Origin of the sequence: Kribbella sp. NPDC048915, assembly GCF_040649595.1 — a bacterium.
Lineage (GTDB): Bacteria > Actinomycetota > Actinomycetes > Propionibacteriales > Kribbellaceae > Kribbella.
Window position 1 is genome coordinate 1 of record NZ_JBEZFT010000120.1, and the last position, 18,352, is coordinate 18,352.

The 18,352-nt window shown below is 69.4% G+C and carries 16 protein-coding genes; 9 read left to right on the forward strand and 7 right to left on the reverse strand.

Annotated elements, in window-relative coordinates; genetic code table 11:
• Positions 1-230 precede the first annotated feature (230 nt).
• Positions 231-761, reverse strand: coding sequence for a GNAT family N-acetyltransferase (locus AB0B82_RS33780; protein WP_360178096.1), 531 nt, complete (start codon positions 759-761; stop codon positions 231-233).
• An 84-nt stretch (positions 762-845) separates the two neighbouring features.
• Between AB0B82_RS33780 and AB0B82_RS33785 the strand changes: the two genes are divergently transcribed.
• On the forward strand, positions 846-1,820 hold the full coding sequence (locus tag AB0B82_RS33785) for an NADPH:quinone oxidoreductase family protein (protein WP_360178099.1): 975 nt from the start codon (positions 846-848) through the stop codon (positions 1,818-1,820).
• A 277-nt stretch (positions 1,821-2,097) separates the two neighbouring features.
• Here the strand turns inward: AB0B82_RS33785 and AB0B82_RS33790 are convergent, their stop codons facing one another.
• Positions 2,098-3,561, reverse strand: coding sequence for a glycosyltransferase family 39 protein (locus AB0B82_RS33790; RefSeq protein WP_360178101.1), 1,464 nt, complete (start codon positions 3,559-3,561; stop codon positions 2,098-2,100).
• 99 nt (positions 3,562-3,660) lie between these two features.
• On the opposite strand from AB0B82_RS33790, the gene AB0B82_RS33795 reads away from it, so the two are divergent.
• The 4 genes from AB0B82_RS33795 to AB0B82_RS33810 all read left to right on the forward strand — a co-directional run bounded on the left by AB0B82_RS33795 (position 3,661) and on the right by AB0B82_RS33810 (position 8,753).
• Positions 3,661-4,737 (forward strand): GntR family transcriptional regulator, encoded by a 1,077-nt coding sequence (locus tag AB0B82_RS33795; RefSeq protein ID WP_360178104.1) that lies wholly within the window; start codon positions 3,661-3,663, stop codon positions 4,735-4,737.
• 47 nt (positions 4,738-4,784) lie between these two features.
• Complete coding sequence (locus AB0B82_RS33800) at positions 4,785-6,341, forward strand: histidine kinase (RefSeq protein ID WP_360178107.1); 1,557 nt, start codon at positions 4,785-4,787, stop codon at positions 6,339-6,341.
• Positions 6,338-7,015 carry a response regulator transcription factor gene (locus AB0B82_RS33805; RefSeq protein ID WP_360178110.1) on the forward strand — a complete coding sequence of 226 codons (678 nt, stop codon included), beginning with the start codon at positions 6,338-6,340 and terminating at the stop codon, positions 7,013-7,015. Before AB0B82_RS33800 ends, AB0B82_RS33805 begins: the two co-directional genes overlap by 4 nt.
• A gap of 121 nt (positions 7,016-7,136) precedes the next feature.
• Positions 7,137-8,753 carry an AAA family ATPase gene (locus AB0B82_RS33810; RefSeq protein ID WP_360178113.1) on the forward strand — a complete coding sequence of 539 codons (1,617 nt, stop codon included), beginning with the start codon at positions 7,137-7,139 and terminating at the stop codon, positions 8,751-8,753.
• A gap of 224 nt (positions 8,754-8,977) precedes the next feature.
• On the opposite strand, the gene AB0B82_RS33815 is transcribed toward AB0B82_RS33810, so the two are convergent.
• Genes AB0B82_RS33815 through AB0B82_RS33825 form a run of 3 tightly spaced genes read right to left on the reverse strand, consistent with a single transcriptional unit; the run spans position 8,978 to position 11,369 of the window.
• Positions 8,978-9,772: an ABC transporter permease gene (locus tag AB0B82_RS33815; RefSeq protein WP_360178116.1), complete on the reverse strand. Its 795-nt coding sequence runs from the start codon at positions 9,770-9,772 to the stop codon at positions 8,978-8,980.
• The gene (locus tag AB0B82_RS33820) at positions 9,769-10,416 is read right to left on the reverse strand and encodes a DedA family protein (RefSeq protein WP_360178119.1); all 648 of its coding nucleotides are present in this window, start codon (positions 10,414-10,416) and stop codon (positions 9,769-9,771) included. The genes AB0B82_RS33815 and AB0B82_RS33820 overlap by 4 nt, the downstream gene beginning before the upstream one ends.
• Positions 10,413-11,369, reverse strand: a complete 957-nt coding sequence (locus AB0B82_RS33825; protein ID WP_360178122.1) for an ATP-binding cassette domain-containing protein — start codon at positions 11,367-11,369, stop codon at positions 10,413-10,415. The genes AB0B82_RS33820 and AB0B82_RS33825 overlap by 4 nt, the downstream gene beginning before the upstream one ends.
• A gap of 178 nt (positions 11,370-11,547) precedes the next feature.
• Here AB0B82_RS33825 and thrS point away from each other — a divergent pair, with 178 nt between their 5' ends.
• Complete coding sequence (gene thrS, locus AB0B82_RS33830) at positions 11,548-13,569, forward strand: threonine--tRNA ligase (protein WP_360178125.1); 2,022 nt, start codon at positions 11,548-11,550, stop codon at positions 13,567-13,569.
• A gap of 10 nt (positions 13,570-13,579) precedes the next feature.
• Positions 13,580-14,149, forward strand: coding sequence for an HIT domain-containing protein (locus AB0B82_RS33835; protein WP_360178128.1), 570 nt, complete (start codon positions 13,580-13,582; stop codon positions 14,147-14,149).
• Between the two features lie 48 nt (positions 14,150-14,197).
• Here AB0B82_RS33835 and AB0B82_RS33840 read toward each other — a convergent pair whose 3' ends face one another.
• Together AB0B82_RS33840 and AB0B82_RS33845 are read right to left on the reverse strand one after the other, a co-directional pair.
• Positions 14,198-15,346 (reverse strand): hypothetical protein, encoded by a 1,149-nt coding sequence (locus AB0B82_RS33840; protein WP_360178131.1) that lies wholly within the window; start codon positions 15,344-15,346, stop codon positions 14,198-14,200.
• A gap of 90 nt (positions 15,347-15,436) precedes the next feature.
• Positions 15,437-16,387, reverse strand: coding sequence for a hypothetical protein (locus AB0B82_RS33845; protein ID WP_360178134.1), 951 nt, complete (start codon positions 16,385-16,387; stop codon positions 15,437-15,439).
• A 130-nt stretch (positions 16,388-16,517) separates the two neighbouring features.
• Here AB0B82_RS33845 and pgsA point away from each other — a divergent pair, with 130 nt between their 5' ends.
• Positions 16,518-17,174, forward strand: coding sequence for a phosphatidylinositol phosphate synthase (gene pgsA / locus AB0B82_RS33850; RefSeq protein ID WP_360178137.1), 657 nt, complete (start codon positions 16,518-16,520; stop codon positions 17,172-17,174).
• On the forward strand, positions 17,174-18,043 hold the full coding sequence (locus AB0B82_RS33855; protein WP_360178139.1) for a phosphatidylinositol mannoside acyltransferase: 870 nt from the start codon (positions 17,174-17,176) through the stop codon (positions 18,041-18,043). Before pgsA ends, AB0B82_RS33855 begins: the two co-directional genes overlap by 1 nt.
• The last annotated feature ends 309 nt before the right edge of the window (positions 18,044-18,352 follow it).

The following is an 18,352-nucleotide window of genomic DNA, read 5'->3' on the forward strand; positions in this document are numbered from 1 at the left end:
GTGTCGCGCAGTTCCTGCGCTGACCGCCTCGCCTTCGTCGTGTTGTGCGGCTGCGCTTCGCTTGCCGCGAGCGGGGGCTCCGCCACCCGCACCCCCTTGCGCCGTCGCTTCGCTCGGCGGCCGGGTTGGGTTCGGCGGTCCGCTCACCTGCGGGGTTGAGTTGTGCGGTCGGCCCGGCCGCTGGAGTCGGGTTAGGCGGTCAGCTCGGCTGTTGGGGTCGGGTTGGGCGGTCAGCTGACCTGCGGGGGTTGGGTTCTGCGGTCAGCTCGCCTGCCAGGGGGGTGTGGAGGAAGCGGCGGTTGGTGGGGGGTTGGGGCGATTTCTGTCATGCCGGCGGATTGCATGACGTGGGCGGAGGTGGCGTTGTCGTGGTGGCATTCGCCCCAGATGGTGTTGACGGCCAGGTTGGGGATGGCGGCGGCGAGGGCCTCGGTGGCGTAGCCGTGGGCTCGGTGGGCGGGGTGGACGGCGTAGCCGAAGCTCCAGTCGCCGGTGGGGTCGTTGCTGACGCCCAGTCCCAGCCAGCCGACGGGGGTCTGATCGGTACGGCGGGTGAGGATCAGTTGGAGGTGGGTGCCGTCGCGGCTCGAGGGGTTCTGGAGATGGTCGAGCCAGGCGCGGACGCCGGGGACGTCGCGTGGGCCCCAGTCGTCCATGAACCGCGCCACGCGGGGATCGCACCACAGCTCGCACAGCGCCTCGAAGTCGGAGTCGATCGGCCAACGGAGTGCGAGGCGGTTGGTGACGAGCGGTAGCTCCATGCCCGGCAAGCTACCGAAGCAGGCGCCGCCCGGCGATCGAGGTTCCCATGTGTACGATGAGCATCAAACACAAGGGAGGCATTCGTGCAGGCGTTGGAGCAGACATCGCTGGACGGACCCAGCGCGATGCGGATCGTCGAGGTAGCAGTACCTACGCCGGGGCCGGACGACGTACTCGTCCGGGTCGGCGCCGCCGGTGTGAACTTCGCCGACGTGATGCAGACGCGCGGCACGTACGACGGGGGCCCGAAGCCGCCGTACATCGCAGGTTTCGAAGCGGCCGGTGAAGTCGTCGCCACCGGCGAGAACGTGGTCGGCGTGTCCGTCGGCGACCGCGTGATCGGTACGGGCGCCGGTGCGTTCGCGGAGTACATGCTGATGCCGGCCAATGCGGTGGTGCCCGTGCCGACCGGCTGGACCGACGAGGAAGCGCTCGGCCTCGTACTCAACTGGGCCACTGCGCTCGTCTCGCTGCGGCCACTCGGTCGGCTGAGCGCGGGCGACACGGTCCTGATCCACGCGGCAGCAGGCGGCGTCGGGCAGGCGGCCGTACGGATTGCCAGGCACTACGGCGCGACAGTCATCGGTACTGCATCGGCTGCCAAGCATGACGTCGTACGGCGGCTTGGTGCGGATCATGTGGTGGATCGGGAAGCGGATCTGGTGGCCGAGGTACGGCGGCTCACGGGTGGGCGGGGTGCCGACATCGTGCTGGAATCTGTCGGCGGGAAGACGTTCCGGCAGAGCATCGAGGTGGCACGCCGGGTGACCGGGAAGGTCGTCGTGATCGGGGTTGCGGCCGGGGAGGCGTCGGTCAGCAACTGGGAGCTCAACTTCCGGCATCCGGTGCACGTGATCGGTCAGCATCTGACGACGACGATCCAGCAGGCACCTGACCTGTTCGCCGCCGCACTGGCCGAACTCGGCGAGCTGATCGAAACCGGCGGCTATCCGCCCGGTCGCCCCACCGCGTACGCGCTCGCGGACGGTGCCAAGGCACTCGCCGACCTCGAAGCCGGGACCACCACCGGCAAACTCGCCCTGAAACCCCAGCCCTGAAACCCCAGCCCTGAAACCCCAGCCCTGAAACCACCAGCGCTGATCCCGCGCCGCCCCTAGATGATTGATGCGCGGCCCGAAGGTGTGCACGCTCGACAGTTAGTGTGGTGCGGGGTGGCTGTGTTCGGTCTCTGGTTCACGCTCAGCTGCGGCCCCTGGCACGGGAGACGTCCTGTCGACCTGACACACGCCACACGCCACACGGCACACGTCCGAGCGTCTCGGCTCCATCACCGCCTACGACCACCGAATCCAGACCAGGCCGTGTATCAATCACCTAGTAGTAGCGGCGCAGCCGAGGCCAGAGCGCGGACCACGGCTCGGTGGGGCCGCTGCAGAGGACCAGCGCTGTGCCGTCTGCGTCGTTGGCGACGATGTTGGTGATGGTGCCGACCTGCGCGCAGTCGCGGAAGTGAGACTCGAAGCCTAGGGTGCGTTCCTGTTCGACCAGCAGCACCGGCCCGGTGTTGGTGTTCGGGGGAGTCGCCCACTCCCAGAAGCTCATGTGCGGTGAGTACGGCGCGGGAAGCCCGTGGGCGGAACCGTAGCGGGCGAGGGCGCCGGCCTCGCCGTAGTTGCCGGTGAGCAGAGTCGCGTGTGACCGCTCGGCCTCCGGGATCGTCTGCCAGGCCGACGCGACCGACGCGGCGAAGTCGGGCCACCCGATCTGCTCACCCTGCTCCTTGTTGACTGGGATGACCAGGTCCGTGGCCGACGCGGGCAGCACGGGGAGCGTGAACACGGCAGAGCTCACCGCAGCCAGCGGCAGCGCAGCAAGGGCTGCCCGGCGGTGCTGGTCGATCCAGCGCAGCGTGGGCTCGCAACCGGCTGCCACGAGGACGAGCAGCAGCGGCAACGCGTAGTACGCCTTCCCGCCCGTCGCCAGCACGATGACGCACAGCACCGGATAGGCGAGCGCGACAGAGCGGGCCCACGGCAACTGCCGCCAGATCCGCCGAAACCCGGCCACCCACACCGGCACGAGAAACGGCGACAGTTGAAGGATCTGGAGCGGGACGAACATGATCCGGTTCTCAGTACCGTCGTCCGCGCTGATGCCACTGGCGACGGTGAGCTGCGGCCAGTCGTGCTGGAACTGCCACACCACGTTCGGCAACGCGAGCAGCCCAGCCACCGCCACGCCGACCACCAGCCACCACGACCGCAGCACGCTCCGCGGCCCCACGATCAGCAGCGAGACGAGCAGCGCGCCGACCGGCAGGACAACGAGGTACTTGTTCTCCAGCGCGATGCCTGCCGTCACACCGAGCGCGAGCCACCAGCGCCCGTCACCGGTTCGCAGCAGCTTCACGGCGAACAGCGCGATCAGCATCCACGCGAGCACGTCGTACGTCGCTGTCGACACGAGATGCCCGACCGCGAGGACGAACCCGGACACCGCGGTACAGATCGCTGCCAGTACCTGCCCGCGCCGCGCACTGCCGAACTCGCGGGCGATCAGTGCCACGACCATGATCGTCGCGACGGTGCTCAGCGTCGAGAACACCCGCAGTCCCATCACGGTGTCGCCGAAGATCGCCGTCGACACACGTGCGATGAACGGGGTCAGTGGCGGCTGGTCGACGTACCCCCAGCTGAGGTGGCGGCCGGCGACCATGAAGTACAGCTCGTCGCGGTGGTACCCGTAGCGGCCCGAGAGGGCGGTGAGCACGGCGCCGGCGAGCAGCGCCACGCTGAGCACAGGGCGTACCGCGAAAGCTGCCGTCGAAGGGCGCGTCATGACGAAATCCTGCCAGTCGCCGCGGTCCACCGGACACCGACGGTCCTGGGGGGGGATGATTGGATATGTCAACCGGACATGTTGGGAGAGGTAGGCGCCGTGGCACTGCTGTACGAGCGGATCTGTGCTCACGTGCTGGAGCAGCTCCGCCGCGGCGCTCTGCGGCCGGGTGACCGGGTGCCGTCGGAGATGGAGCTGGCGACGCAGTTCGCGGTCAGCCGGATCACCTCGAAACGTGCCCTGGAGGTGCTGCGGGAGGCCGGCCTGGTCGAGCGCATCCGCGGCAAGGGGACGTTCGTCGTACGGCGCCTGCCTGACCTGGCCGAGCTGAGCATGCCGCTGCGTCCGAGCCCCCGCCGCGAGGCGCGGTCCATCGCGCTGATCGTCCCGGACGTGTCCGAGGCGTACGGCATGGACCTCCTGAACGCTATCGAGGAGCGCTGCGCGGAGTACGGCGCCCACCTGGTGTTTCGGCGTACGCACGGACACCAGACCGACGAGGAAAAGGCCGTCGACTCGCTGGTCGGCACTGTGGACGGTCTGATCGTGTTCCCGGTGCACGGCGACTTCTACAACGCCAGCCTGCTCCGGCAGGTGCTCGACGGGTTCCCGGTGGTCGTGGTGGACCGTCACCTCTCCGGAATCCCTGTGGCCGCAGTACATACCGACAACGTGGCTGCGGCGCGCGCACTGACCACCCGGCTCCTGGAACGTGGTCACGAACACATCGCGTTTCTGTCACCGCCGCCCGTCAACACGTCATCGATCGAGGAGCGCCTGGAGGGCTTCCGTTCCGCGTTCCAGGGGCAGGACGGCCAGCCGTACCAGCTGTGCGACCTGCGCAGCACGCTGCCCGGTTCGACGACGACGGAGAGCGTGCGGGCGGACATGGACACCATCCGCGCGTTCCGCGAGCGGAATCCCCAGGTGACGGCGTACTTCGCCTGTGAGTACAACCTGGCCCGCATGGTCGATCGGGCACTCGAAGGCGATCGGCTCGTGGCGTGTTTCGACTCGCCAGGTGACTCGATCGGCGGGCCGCCGTACCTGCACGTCCGGCAGAATCAGACCGCGATGGGCCGCCTCGCGGTGGACCTCCTGCTCGCCCAGCTTCGCGGCGAACCGGTGCCGAATCTGTCCTACGTCCCGTTCGAACTGATCGACGCGGATACCTGACTTTCGGCAGTACGGCGACCGCCCCGCGACTGTGTAGCGTTCCGGACATGAAGTGGCGCCGCCTGGGAGACCTCAGCCTGTGGGGCGTGCTGGCGTTCTGTGTCGTCGCGGAGAGTGGCGCCCGCGACGATCCGTACTGGTTCACTGCGATCTGCCTCGCGGTCCTGGCGTTCGCGGTGCCGGCCCGGCGTAACTGGCCGCTCGTGGTGCTGGGCGTTGTCTCCTGGACGGAGCTGGTGATCCTGTCCTTCGGGTTGGGGACCTCCAACGGTGTGCAAATCGCGCTGGTGCCGGCGATTTGTGTGCTGAGCTATCTGGCCGGCCGGCGCGAGACAAGGCTCAGACACTTCGTCCTGCTGTGCGGTTGTTCGCTGATCGGCATGCTGCTCCTGACCGTGGTCACGCGCAGGGACGCGCCGGTGTCCGAGGCGATCCTGAACTGGCTCATCCTCCTGCTGATGGCGCTGATCGTGGTCGTGCTGCCGTGGCTGATCGGCCGGTACCGCGCGCAGCAAGCACTTCTCGTCACCGCAGGTTGGGAGCGTGCCGAGCGGATCGAGCGCGAGCAGCAGATGGAAATCGACCAGGAGCGTTTGCGTGAGCGGTCCCGCATCGCCGAGGACATGCACGACTCGGTCGGTCACGAGCTCAGCCTGATCGCACTGCGCGCCGCAGCGCTCGAGCTCGATCCGACGCTGCCAGAGCAGCACCGGCGAGCCGCCGGCGAGCTCCGGGAGTCCGCGGCGACCGCCACGGAACGTCTCGGCGAGGTCGTCGGTGTGCTGCGCGACCAGGAGGCGCCCACTGTTCCGCATGACGAAACGGTGCGTGCGTTGGTGGACCGAGCCGCTGCGTCCGGCCTGGCGGTGCAGTTGACCGAGGACGTCGACGGCGACCTCGCCCCGATGGTCGACCGCGCCGTCCACCGAGTAGTCCAGGAATCGCTCACCAACGCGAGCAAGCACGCGCCCGGTGCGGCCATCACCGTCAGAGTCAGCACGAACGAGGACGACGTCCACGTTGTGGTGACCGATACGGGTGCGACGCAGGCCGTGACCGCGCCGTCGGGTGGTCGAGGTCTGGACGGGCTGCGTGAGCGAGTCCGGCTTGCCGGGGGCACGTTCGACGCCGGTCCGTGGCCGGACGGCGGCTTCGAGGTGGCGGCGACGATGCCGCGCGCCGGCGGCCGACCCGGCCCGCCGACGGCCGCGGTGGAGCGCGCCACGGTCCGGCGCAGCGCGCGACGCGGCCTGATCATGGCGATCGCCATGCCGGTTCTGCTCGGGACACTCGTCAGTGTGGTTGCCATGGGCTACTACCTTCTCGCCGGGTACAGCGCGATCCTGCAACCGGAGGACTACGACGCGCTGACCGTCGGCCAGGCCGAGGCCGAGGTCGCGAAGGTGCTGCCGCGGATGGAGATGATCGACCCGCCGTCCGAGGGCTATGTTCCGCCCGACACCTGGAGCTGCCGGTACTACCGGCCGGCCGCACCGTTCACGGCCAACTCGGTGTACCGGCTGTGCTTCGCCGACGACGCACTCGTCGCCAAGGCCATTGTGCAGAGCGGATCTGTCCCGCCGACCCCGGAAGGCAATCGATGATCAGGGTGGTACTCGCCGACGACGAGGCGATGGTGCGGGCCGGCGTCCGCGCGATCCTCGGCACCGACGACGAGATCGAGGTGGTCGCCGAGGCGACCGACGGCGCCGAAGCGGTCGAGGCAGCACGCCGGTATCGCCCGGACGTCGCCGTACTGGACATCAGGATGCCGCGGATGGACGGCCTGGCCGCCGGGGCGGAGATCCGGCGGACCGTGCCGGAGACGGCCGTCGTCATCCTGACCACGTTCTCCGAGGACGCCTATATCGCCCAGGCGCTCGGCGACGGGGCCAGCGGCTTCCTGCTGAAATCGGGCGATCCGCGCGAGCTCATCGCCGGGCTGAAGGCGGTCGCCGACGGCGCGGCGTACCTGTCACCGAAGATCGCGCAGCGGGTGATCGCCGAGCTGAACGCGGGCTCCGGGGGAGGAGCGATGGCGCGGGCGGTGGCGGCCAAGGAGCGGGTTTCCGTCCTGAGCGCCCGGGAACTGGAGGTGCTCGGCCTGGTCGGCGCGGGACTGTCGAACGCGGAGATCGCGACCCGGTTGTACCTGGTCGAAGGCACCGTGAAGGCCTATGTGAGCACGATTCTGCTGCGGCTGCAGGTGAAGAACCGGGTCCAGGCAGCGATCGTGGCCCACGAGGCCGGACTCGTCCAGGAACGCTCCGGGTCGTGACGTTGTGAGGACACCGGGTCATGGGATAGTGGACCCTCCCGGAGACCTCACACCTCCGGGGGTACCCAGCAAGCCTCACAGGGGCCACCCGCCCCCTCTCACAGAATCGGGGATCCAGGTCGTGACCGACTCGCACAATTCCGGACAGCACAAGGACCGGGAAGCGGCGGCGGCCGAGGTCCGGAGGATGTGGCAGCCGACCCCCTCCTGGACCCAGCCGGACCCGACGCCGGCGGACGCCGACGCCGTCGAGGAGACCGACGATCGGGCCGACGCGCTCTCGCCCACCGAGTCGTGGGGAGTGGCAGCGCAACCGGCCGACCAGCCTGCGCCGTGGGCCCAGCCTCAGGAACAGACCCGGCCCGGTCCGTCCTGGGCGCAGCCTGCCGAGCCCGGCGCCGCGTCGTGGACGCAGCCCGAGGAGCGGGACGACGACACCCCGGACGCGGTCGGCTCGAGCTCCTTGACCTCCTCGAGCTTGACCTCCTCGACCGACGCGGACGAGCCGGCCGGACAGGACGGCGTCGCGCAAACTCCGGTGTTCGGCGGCGCGTCGTTCCAGAGCTCCGCTGCTGGTCAGGACCACGCCGCTCCGTCGGCCGCGAACCTTCCGCCGGCCCAGCCTGGCACGGCGCTGCCCGGTGCGGCCCAAGCTGGTGCAGCTCAGCCTGGTGGGGCTCAGGCCGGTGCAGCTCAGCCTGGTGCGGCCGGACAGCCTGCGGCCGGTGGACAGCCGTTGTCGCCCGCTGCGCAGCGGTTCTTCCCGCAGGGCGTGCCGGGTCAGCAGGCGCAGCCGGCTCAGCAGCTGTCGTACCGTGCGGACGAGTTGATCCAGGCGTTGCCGCTGCCGAAGGAGGCTCCGGCCGAGCGCGGTGTGCGGAGCGTGCTGAAGCTGCGGCCGGGTAGCTCGGAGCGCGCGGAGCGGATCGCGCGGGCGACCGCGGCCACCGCATTCCGGCGTCCGGTGACGATCGTCGTCGCGAACCCGAAGGGCGGCTCGGGCAAGACCCCGACCACGCTGCTGCTGGCCGGTGCGCTCGGTCAGGCGCGCGGCGGTGGTGTCGTGGCGTGGGACAACAACGAACTGCGCGGCAACATGCACCTGCGCACCCACGACACGAACTCCCGCTCGACCGTCACGGACATGCTGCAGGCGATGCCGATGCTGACCCAGCCGGACGCGCGGCTGGGGGACGTCGCGGCGTACCTGCGGCACCAGGTGGCCGGCCAGTACGACGTGCTCACGTCCGCGACCACGACGTACGCGCAGATCGAGGCCAAGGACTTCGACCAGATCCACCGCCTGCTGAGCCGGTTCTACAAGGTGCTCGTGATCGACACCGGGAACAACGAAGGCTCCAGCAACTGGCGCGAGGCGATGAAGGCGGCCGACGCCCTGGTCATCCCGATCAAGTGGAAGAGCCTGTCCTGCGCGGCCGCTGTCCAGATGCTCGAGGAGCTCGACAACCAAGGCCCCGAGGCGCAGCGCCTGATCCGGCGCGCGGTGATCGCGGTGTCGAACGGTCCCGGCGACGTCAACAAGGAGGTCGAGAAGCAGCTGCGCCCGTACTTCGAGTCGCGCGCGGCCGCCGTCGTCGACATCCCGACCGACATGCACATCGCCGCCGAGGGCCCGCTCGACCACTCCGCCCTCCAGCCCGGCACCCGCCGCGCCGCCCTGGAACTTGCGGCCCGGGTGTCCGAGCAGATCACGACCGCCCTTAACACCCCCCGCTGAATTCCCAGCCAGGAACACCCGCGGCAGCATCCACCGTGACAACCGCGGCAACAACCGCTGCAACAACCGCTGCAAAACCCGCAGACGCGGGCGCCGAGGCGGTCCGGACAGGCTCCGGACCGCCTCGGCCCAGTTCAACCGCGGTTCAGACAGCCCAGTCGTCTCGGGCGACCTGGGCGACCTGGTCAGGCTGGTCTGGTTCGGCTTGGGCATGTCGGGTCCGGTCAGGCGTCGCGGCGGTTGAGGGCGGTGGCGCCCAGGACGAGTGCGGCGGCTCCCCAGGCGACCAGCACCAGTGCGCTCGCGGCCTGGGAGAGCAGCTCTGTGCCGCCGGTCATGAAGCTCTGGCCGGCGCCGCCGGGCAGGAGGACGGCGACCCACTGCAGCGCGCGCACCGAGGTCTGGCCGAGCATCATCGGCAGCACCAGCAGGAACAGGAACGCGACGGTCAGCGTGCCCGCCGTACTGCGGACCACCCACGCGACCCCCGCGCTGAACAGTCCGGCGACTGTTCCGTAGCAGCCGACCGTCGCCAGGTCCGTGACCAGATCGGCCAGACTCCAATCGGCCCAGACTCCGGCGGTGACCCCACCCGCCACGGACGCGATTGCCGCCGTCGCGACGCCGTACGCGAACAGGATGGGCGCGAGGACTACCGCCTTGGCCAGTACGACGTTCCGCCGGACTGGGGTCCATTGCAGCGTCGAGCGGATGCTGTCTGTCGCGTACTCCGAGGTGACGGTCAGCAACGCGAACGCGGCCAGGACGATCTGCACGATCAACATCCCGGAGATCCCGAAATGCCCGATCGGCTGCTGCTCGGCCAGCTGGCCAGGCTCGAGATGGGTGTTGTTGTAGGCGGCGCCCAAGCCGGACTGGAGGCCGATCAGTGCGCTGAGGACGACCGCGGTCGTGAGGTTCAGCCAGCTCGATCGGACCGACCACAGCTTGGTCCACTCCGACCGGACCGCGTTCGAGAGACCGGACCCGGTCTGCACTGTGAGAGACGCTGTACTCACCGTTCACCTGCTTTCACGAGCTCACCCTGAGCCTCGACTTGAGCTTGATTGCGTTTCCTGACCCGATGCCGGACGAACTCGACGATTACCGTGACCGCGAGCGCCAGGCCGATGCCGAGGGCGACACCCTTCAGCGGGTTGTCCTCGAAGGCCTTCCCGCCGATGTAGCCGACCAGGCTGCAGTAGATCCCCCAGCTGACCGCCGCGACCGCGGCGAACGCGGAGAACGTGCGCAGCGGGTAGCGAACAGATCCCATCGTGAGCGTGACGGCCGTTCGCCCGCCGGGGACGTACCGCGCGACGACCAGCACCAGCCCGCCGCGCTCAGTCAGTGCCTGGCGCGCCCACAGCACCGCGGAATGCCGTCTGGTCCCCGGCTGCACCCGGTCGAGCAGCCGGCCGCCGGCGCCACGTCCGAGCAGATACGACACGTGGTCGCCCAGGAAGGCACCGACAGCCGCGACCGCGATGACGGCGTACAGGTTGGGGGCGCCGGTCGCCGCGAAGACGCCCGCGGTCACGACCAGCGTCTCGGACGGGATCGCCGGAAAGAACCCGTCCAGCGCGGCGAACCCCCACAGCGCGAGGTAGATCCACCACGAGGACATCAGCTCCTCGGCGAAGTGCAGAAGCGCGTCACTCACGACGCCACCGCCACGCCAGACTCAACCTCAGCATCACCCTGAGAGTTCGTGACGCCGTACTCAACACTTGCCGCGGTGAGCTCCATGTACGCCTCCTCGAGCGACGCACGCTCCGTGACCAGCTCGTGCAGCCGGACGCCGAGCTCGTACGCCAGGTCGCCCACCCGCTCGGCCGACAGACCGGTGACCAGGAGCCGCCCGTCGACGGACTCCACGCCGTCCGCGTCGACCGCCAGCCGCTCCCGCAGTACGGCGAGATCGCTCTGATCGGGCACCCGCACCGCGACCGTCGTCCTCGACGAGCCCGCGATCACGTCGGCGACCGGCGCGTCCGCGATCAGGCGACCGCGTCCGATCACGACCAGTTGGTCGGCGGTGAGCTGCATCTCGCTCATCAGATGGCTGGAGACGAACACCGTCCGGCCCTCCGCCGCGAGCGACCGCATCAGGTGCCGGACCCAGCGGACGCCGTCCGGATCGAGACCGTTCACCGGCTCGTCGAACATCAGCACCTCGGGATCACCGAGCAGCGCACCGGCGATGCCGAGCCGCTGGCCCATGCCCAGCGAGAACTGCCCGGCGCGTCTCCGCGTCACCGCATCGAGTCCGACCGTCGACAGCACCTCGTCGACCCGGGCGACCGAGATCCCGTTGCTGCGGGCCATCGCGATCAGGTGGTCGCGGGCGCGCCGCCGCGGATGCAGCGCCTTCGCATCGAGCAGGGCCCCGACTTTCGTCAGTGGGCGCGGCCACGCGGCATACGGCCGGCCGTCGACGAGCGCGGTCCCCGCGGACGGGCTGTCGAGGCCGAGGATCATCCGCATCGTGGTGGATTTGCCGGCGCCGTTCGGCCCGAGGAAGCCGGTCACCCGGCCGGGCGAGACGGTGAGGTCGAGCGAATCCACGGCGGTTGTCGCGCCGTACCTCTTGGTGAGTCCTTCGAGCGTGATCACGCCGGAGCCCCTTCGTGGGTCGGATGAGCCTGGTTCTGGTGCTGAGTCGAACCTAGGAATCGCGGGCACCCCGCCACATCTGCCGACCGTCTGGTCCCGCCCCCTACTTTCGTCAGGTGGGTCGATACCATTCGTGACGTGACCGGCACTTCGGCCGGTCGGTACCTGAGGAGTGAACGTGTCGGAAGTCAAGGTCCGTCTGATCGGCGTCGAGGGCGAGGCTGAGCGGAGTGTGACCGAGACGACGACGATCGGGGAGCTGTTCGCCGAGATCTTCGGTCAGGACCGCTCCGCCATCGCCGCCCGGGTCAACGGCGAGCTGCGGGACCTGTCCCGGGTGGTCGCCGACGGCGACGAGATCGAGCCGGTCAAGGCGGCGTCGGAGGACGGCCGCGCGATCATCCGGCACTCGACGGCGCACGTCCTCGCGCAGGCGGTGCAGGAGCTGTTCCCGGAGGCCAAGCTCGGTATCGGCCCGCCGGTCGAGAACGGGTTCTACTACGACTTCGACGTCCCGACGCCGTTCACGCCGGAGGACCTGACCAAGCTCGAGAAGAAGATGCAGCAGATCATCAAGGAGCGGCAGCGGTTCAGCCGCCGGGTGGTCAGCGACGACGACGCGCGTGCCGAGCTCGCCGCGGAGCCGTACAAGCTCGAGCTGATCGGCATCAAGGGCTCGGCCGCGGACGCCGCCGAGGGCGCCTCGGTGGAGGTCGGCGGCGGCGAGCTGACGATCTACGACAACGTCCGTCGCGACGACAGCGTCGCCTGGAAGGACCTGTGCCGCGGCCCGCACGTCCCCGCGACCGGATACCTGGGCAACTTCAAGCTGATGCGGACGGCGGCGGCGTACTGGCGGGGGAGTGAGAAGAACCCGCAGCTGCAGCGCATCTACGGTACGGCGTGGGAGTCCCGCGACGAGCTGAAGGCGTACCTCACGCGCCTGGAAGAGGCCGCCAAGCGCGACCACCGCAAGCTGGGCACCGAGCTCGACCTGTTCAGTTTCCCGGACGAGATCGGCTCCGGCCTGGCGGTGTTCCATCCGAAGGGCGGTGTGCTGCGGAAGGTGATGGAGGACTACTCCCGCCGCCGCCACGTGGAGGACGACTACGAGTTCGTCTACTCGCCGCACATCACCAAGGGGCAGCTGTTCGAGACCTCCGGGCACCTGGACTGGTACGCCGACGGCATGTACCCGCCGATGCACCTGGACGAGGAGCGGGGCGCGGACGGACAGATCCGCAAGCAGGGGCAGGATTACTACCTGAAGCCGATGAACTGCCCGATGCACAACCTGATCTTCGCGGCCCGCGGCCGGTCGTACCGGGAGCTGCCGCTGCGGCTCTTCGAGTTCGGCACCGTGTACCGGATGGAGAAGTCCGGTGTCGTGCACGGCATGACCCGCGCCCGCGGCTTCACCCAGGACGACGCGCATATCTACTGCACCCGTGAGCAGATGCGCGACGAGCTGCGCAAGCTGCTGACGTTCGTGCTCGGGCTGCTCGCCGACTACGGCCTGGACGACTTCTACCTCGAGCTCTCGACCAAGAACCCGGACAAGTTCGTCGGCTCCGACGAGGTCTGGGACGAGGCCACCGAGACGCTGCGCGAGGTCGCCGAAGGCTCCGGTCTCGAGTTGGTCCCGGACCCGGGCGGCGCCGCGTTCTACGGCCCGAAGATCTCGGTCCAGGCCAAGGACGCGATCGGCCGCACCTGGCAGATGTCGACGATCCAGCTGGATTTCAACCTGCCGGAACGGTTCGAGCTCGAGTACACCGCGCCGGACGGGTCCCGGCAGCGGCCGGTGATGATCCACCGGGCGCTGTTCGGATCGATCGAGCGGTTCGTTGCCGTCCTGACCGAGCACTACGCCGGCGCCTTCCCGCCCTGGCTCGCTCCGGTCCAGGTGGTCGGCATCCCGGTCACCGACGGCCACGTGGACTACCTGTACGACGTCGCCAAGCAACTGAAGGCGCAGGGGATCCGGGTCGAGGTCGACTCGTCCGACGACCGGATGCAGAAGAAGATCCGCAACGCGCAGAAGTCCAAGGTGCCGTACATGCTGATCGCCGGCGACGACGACATGGCGGCCGGGTCGGTGTCGTTCCGGTACCGCGACGGGTCGCAGAAGAACGGCGTACCGATCGCGGAGGCGGTCGCGGAGATCGTCGGCGCGGTCGAGAACCGCGTCCAGGTCTGACGGGGCCGGTATGACGGATCACCCCGGGTCGCCGTACGACCCAGAGGAGCTGGCGCGGCAGGACGGCGTCGGGGTGCCCGATCCGTTCCTGCGGCTCTGGACGCCGCACCGGATGGCCTACATCGAGGGTGAGAACAAGCCGCTCAACTCCGACGCGGGCGCGGGCTGCCCGTTCTGCCGGCTGCCCGGGCTGCCGGATGCCGACGCGCTGATCGTGCACCGGGGCGAGGCGGCGTACGCCGTCCTCAACCTGTACCCGTACAACCCCGGCCACCTGATGGTGGTGCCGTACCGCCACGTCGCCGACTACACCGACCTCACCGACGACGAGGTGGCCGATGTCGCGCGGCTGACTCAGCAGGCGATGCAGGCGATCCGGGCGGTGTCGGGCGCGCACGGCTTCAACATCGGTATGAACCAGGGCGAGATCGCCGGCGCCGGTATCGCGGGCCACCTCCACCAGCACGTCGTCCCACGCTGGTCCGGCGACACCAACTTCATGCCCGCCATCGCCCACACCAAGGTCCTCCCGCAGCTCCTCCCGGACACGCGGGCGCTGCTCGCGAAGTCCTGGCCGTAGGCAACAGAACGCCCTCACCCAACGGGTGAGGGCGTCGCTGTCACGGGGTCACTCGCCGTTGAGGTTCTGCTCGGCGAAGTTCTTCCAGTAGAAGTGAACCGGGTCGTTGAACGTGCCGGCAGCCTTGCCGAGCGACTCGATCGACGTGGCGGTGCCGTTGGCCTTCCCCACGCGGTACAGGTAGCCGGAGCCGCTGTCCTTGTCGATGCCGAGCAGCAGCGTGCCGGTGCCGCACGGGGCGGCGATCAGCGACTCGAAGCCCTGCCAGGTCGAGCTCCGAACCTGCTTGACGACGCCCGGGATGATCTGCCCGCCGGCGAGCGGCAGGTGCGCGGTGTAGAGCTTGCCGCTGGTCAGCGTCATCAGGAACGTGTCGTACGTCGCGGTCTGGCTGATCAGCGTCATCGCCTTCACACCCTTGTACCCGGACTGCCAACCGGTGACCTTTCGGACTGGTACGCCGTCGGTGTAGGTCACGCTGCGGCGGTAGAGCGTGCCGTCGTTGTGCAGCGAGTACTCCGTGTCGCGCTGTGCGGTCGCGGTGACGACGGTGGAGCGGTCCAGCGACCGGTACACGTCCCAGCCGCCACCGACGCGGGTGACCTGCTTCTGCGAGACGGTGCCCCCACCGGCCGGCGTCAGGTACGACGTGTCGTACAGCGCGGACCCCATGATGACCGGACCGGTGTGCGCGTCACCGCCGACCTCCGTCGCACCGAATCGCATCGTCGCGCTCAGCCGGACCTGCCCGTCCGGGTAGATGTCCTTGGCAACGATCTTGTCGACGACCTTCGCGCCGTCGGTCGCGAACGTCTGCAGCCGGTGGTCACCGCCGGCCGTTACCGAACCGACCGTGATGCTGCACGTGGCGCCCGCCGTGCTCGCGCCACCGGTGGGCTGTGCGGCGGCCAGGCCGCTCGTGAGCACCCCAAGGCCGAGCGCTCCGGCTGCCACAACCCCGCTGTACTTCGCCCACTTGCCCATTGTGTTCCTTCCCCCTGCATTCTCGGATCGGACAGCGGGTTGGATGCGGTCATGACCGAAAAAGTTCGGCCCGGCTCGAAAGAGCCAGGCCGAGTACAGGTAGCCGTTGCCGGTGTCGCGGTCGATGCCGAGGACAACGGTTCCGGTGCCGCAGGGCGCCGCGACGAGGGTTTCGAAGACCTGCCACGTCGACATCCGGACCCGGGTGACCACCGGCTGGATGATGTGCCCGCTGACCCGGGGCAGCTTTCGGGCGGCCGGAGGTGACGCACCAACCGCCGGAGGCTGTACCAAGTCGCTGTCTCAGCGCAGGAAGAGCGGCAGCATCGGGCCGACCAGGTCGGTCAGCGTGTCGAGTGTGACCTCGCGCGGCGGGTTGGTCAGCGCGGTCACCCGGACCACACGGCGCCCCTGGCGGAACACGAGCTCGCCGGCTTCCGGAAGGTAGTACCCGGGCCGCCCGATCGGCGCGAACTTCGGCGGCGGTACCTGCTGAGCCTCCGGGATCGACGTCTGCCCGAACGCCTCGACGATCGAGACGGTCGCGTCGTACGTTCCCCAGATGCAGGTCAGCGCACCGTGCACCCGGTAGTCGCGGCGTAGCTGTACCCGCAGCTGGATGAACCGCTCCGCCCCCGAGGTCGCCAGCTGGCACGTCTCGTCGGCCTGCCGCGCCGGCCGCAGGTTCTTGGGTACGGCGTCGCGCGCGGCCAACGCGATGGCGACCGCGCGCGCCTTCTCGATGCCGTCGGCCGGATCGCGGTCGATACCGCCCGCGGGGGTGATCCGAACGGCGCGGTCGCCGACGCGGAAGACGATCCGGGATTCGCTGATCGTGGCGTCGGGGCCGAGCTCGGGGAGCGGGTCGACCGCGCCCGGGTTCTCGACAAGGCGGTTGAGGGTGTCCGGCTGGATCGGCAGCGCGGTGACGCCGATCGTGACCGGGAGGTCGCCGAGGAGCAGGGTGCACAGATCCATCGCGGGCAGACCGCTGTCGTTCCAGGCGAACGGTTTGGCGGTGACCGGGCTGCGGAACTGGGCGGTCAGTCCGCGCGAGATCGCCGTACAGACCTGTGGCCCGGGTGCGCCCGACGAGCCGTCGAGGCCCTCGGGCTGCGGCGGAGCGATGACGGTCGGGACGACCGTGAGCGGGTGGACCGGGTTCGGGGCGGTACCGTCGGCGCGCTGGGCGACCGTGCAGGCACTGACCGTGAGAAGCACTGCCACGACAGCCGCCAGCCGTCTGCCGCCCATGGCGCTCACCTCCTCACGACTCAAGCATCCTCCGTCGAGGGGCCCTGCGCAGTCCGAAAACCGCAGCGCCGCGCGTGAGAGCGACCTCGTCCACCCGCCGGGGCCACGGGTGAACTACGATCGCGTCGCCATGCTTAACAGATTCCGGCAGTTCTGGACCAAGGTCATCCGGCCGATCGCCAACCTCCTGCTCAAGCTCGGCGTGAGCGCCGACATGGTCACGCTGGTGGGCACCGTCGGTGTGTCCGCCGGAGCGTTGATCTTCTTCCCGCGCGGCCAGTTGTGGATCGGCGTCGTGGTGATCACGTGCTTCGTGTTCTCCGATCTGATCGACGGGTACATGGCCCGGACCTCGGGGACGTCGTCGAAATGGGGCTCGTTCCTCGACTCGACGCTGGACCGGATCGCCGACGGCGCGATCTACGGCGGCCTGGTGATGTACTACGCGAACTCGCGGGCCGGCGACTCGACGCTGATGGCGGCCGTGACGTTGTGGGCGCTGGTGATGGGGGCGGTCACGTCGTACGCGCGGGCCAAGGCCGAGAGCCTCGGGCTGAAGGCCAGCGGCGGGCTGGCCGAGCGCGCGGACCGGCTGGTGTTCACGTTGATCCTGGCGTTCTTCTCGGACGTGTTCAACCTGCCGATCCTGCTCCAGATCGTGATCTGGTACGTCGCCGTGGCCAGCACGATCACCGTGATCCAGCGCTCGCTGAACGTCCGTAAGCAGGTGCTGGCCGACCCGTCGAACGCCGGTCTCGACACGCCGCCGCCGGACCCCAAGGGCTGATGGAGCACGTCCGGCAGCGGGCTGTCGACCTGACCTTCGCGCTCGCCTGGACCGTCGTACGCCGCCTGCCCGAGCGGACCGTCGCGTGCCTGTTCCGGCTGGCCGCCGACCGCACCTTCAAGCAGAACGGCCGCGGTGTACGGCGCCTGCGAGGCAACCTGGCCGCGGTGCGCCCGGAAGCGACACCACAGGAGCTGGACGAGCTCACCAAAGCGGGCTTGCGCTCGTACCTGCGCTACTGGCAGGAGGCGTTCCGCCTGCCGGAGTGGAGCGACGAAGAGATCATCGGCCGGGTCCGGACGGTCAACGAGAAGGTTCTGCGGGACGCATACGCCGCCGGGCAGGGCGTGATCTGTGCGCTGCCACACCTGGCGAACTACGACCACGCGGGCGCGTGGGCCGGGCTGACCGGTATGCCGGTGTCGACGGTGGCCGAGCGGCTGCAGCCGGAGTCGCTGTTCGACCGCTTCGTCGAGTACCGCAAGAAACTCGGCATGGAGGTGCTGCCGTTGACCGGCGGTGACCACGACGTCGCCGCCGTCCTCGCGGACCGTCTGCGCGCAGGTGGCTTCGTCTGCCTGGTCGCGGACCGTGACCTGTCCGAGCGCGGCGTACCGGTGACGTTCTTCGGCCGGCCGGCCCGGATGCCCGTCGGCCCGGCCGCGCTGAGCCTGAAGACGGGGGCGCCGCTGATCCCGGCGACCCTGCACTACGAAGGCCCCGAGTTGGTGATCACGTTCCACGACGTCGTCGAGCCCACCGACGTCGCCGAGATGACCCAACGCTGCGCGGACGCGTTCGCGCGGGGCATCGCGGAGCACCCCGAGGACTGGCACATGCTGCAGCGGATCTTCCTGTCCTCTGACTGATCTGCGTGGATGGGTTTCAGCGCCCGAGCCAGCGCCCGAGTCGGCGCCCGAGTCAGCGCCCGAGTCAGCGCCCGAGTCAGCGCCCGAGTCGGCGCCCACGCTCGGCGTCGCGCGCGCCCTTGTGCGGTGGGTTCAGCGCCCGAGTCGGCGCCCGCGTGCGCCCTCGTGCGGTGGGTTCAGCGCCCGAGTCGGCGCCCGCGCTCGGCGTCCCGCGCGTCCCCGCGCGGTGGGTTCACCCATCGTGTTGTGGGTTCCTGACCCGTGTGATGGGTACGGAACCCACAACACCGTGGGTGAACAGATAGGAAG

Coding starts and splice junctions, on each gene's coding strand:
- AB0B82_RS33805 (WP_360178110.1), top strand. CDS start 6,338: ATGATCAGGGTGGTACTCGCCGACGACGAGGCGATGGTGCGGGCCGGC.
- AB0B82_RS33855 (WP_360178139.1), top strand. CDS start 17,174: ATGGAGCACGTCCGGCAGCGGGCTGTCGACCTGACCTTCGCGCTCGCC.
- AB0B82_RS33780 (WP_360178096.1), bottom strand. CDS start 761: ATGGAGCTACCGCTCGTCACCAACCGCCTCGCACTCCGTTGGCCGATC.
- AB0B82_RS33800 (WP_360178107.1), top strand. CDS start 4,785: ATGAAGTGGCGCCGCCTGGGAGACCTCAGCCTGTGGGGCGTGCTGGCG.
- AB0B82_RS33835 (WP_360178128.1), top strand. CDS start 13,580: ATGACGGATCACCCCGGGTCGCCGTACGACCCAGAGGAGCTGGCGCGG.
- AB0B82_RS33790 (WP_360178101.1), bottom strand. CDS start 3,561: ATGACGCGCCCTTCGACGGCAGCTTTCGCGGTACGCCCTGTGCTCAGC.
- AB0B82_RS33845 (WP_360178134.1), bottom strand. CDS start 16,387: ATGGGCGGCAGACGGCTGGCGGCTGTCGTGGCAGTGCTTCTCACGGTC.
- pgsA (WP_360178137.1), top strand. CDS start 16,518: ATGCTTAACAGATTCCGGCAGTTCTGGACCAAGGTCATCCGGCCGATC.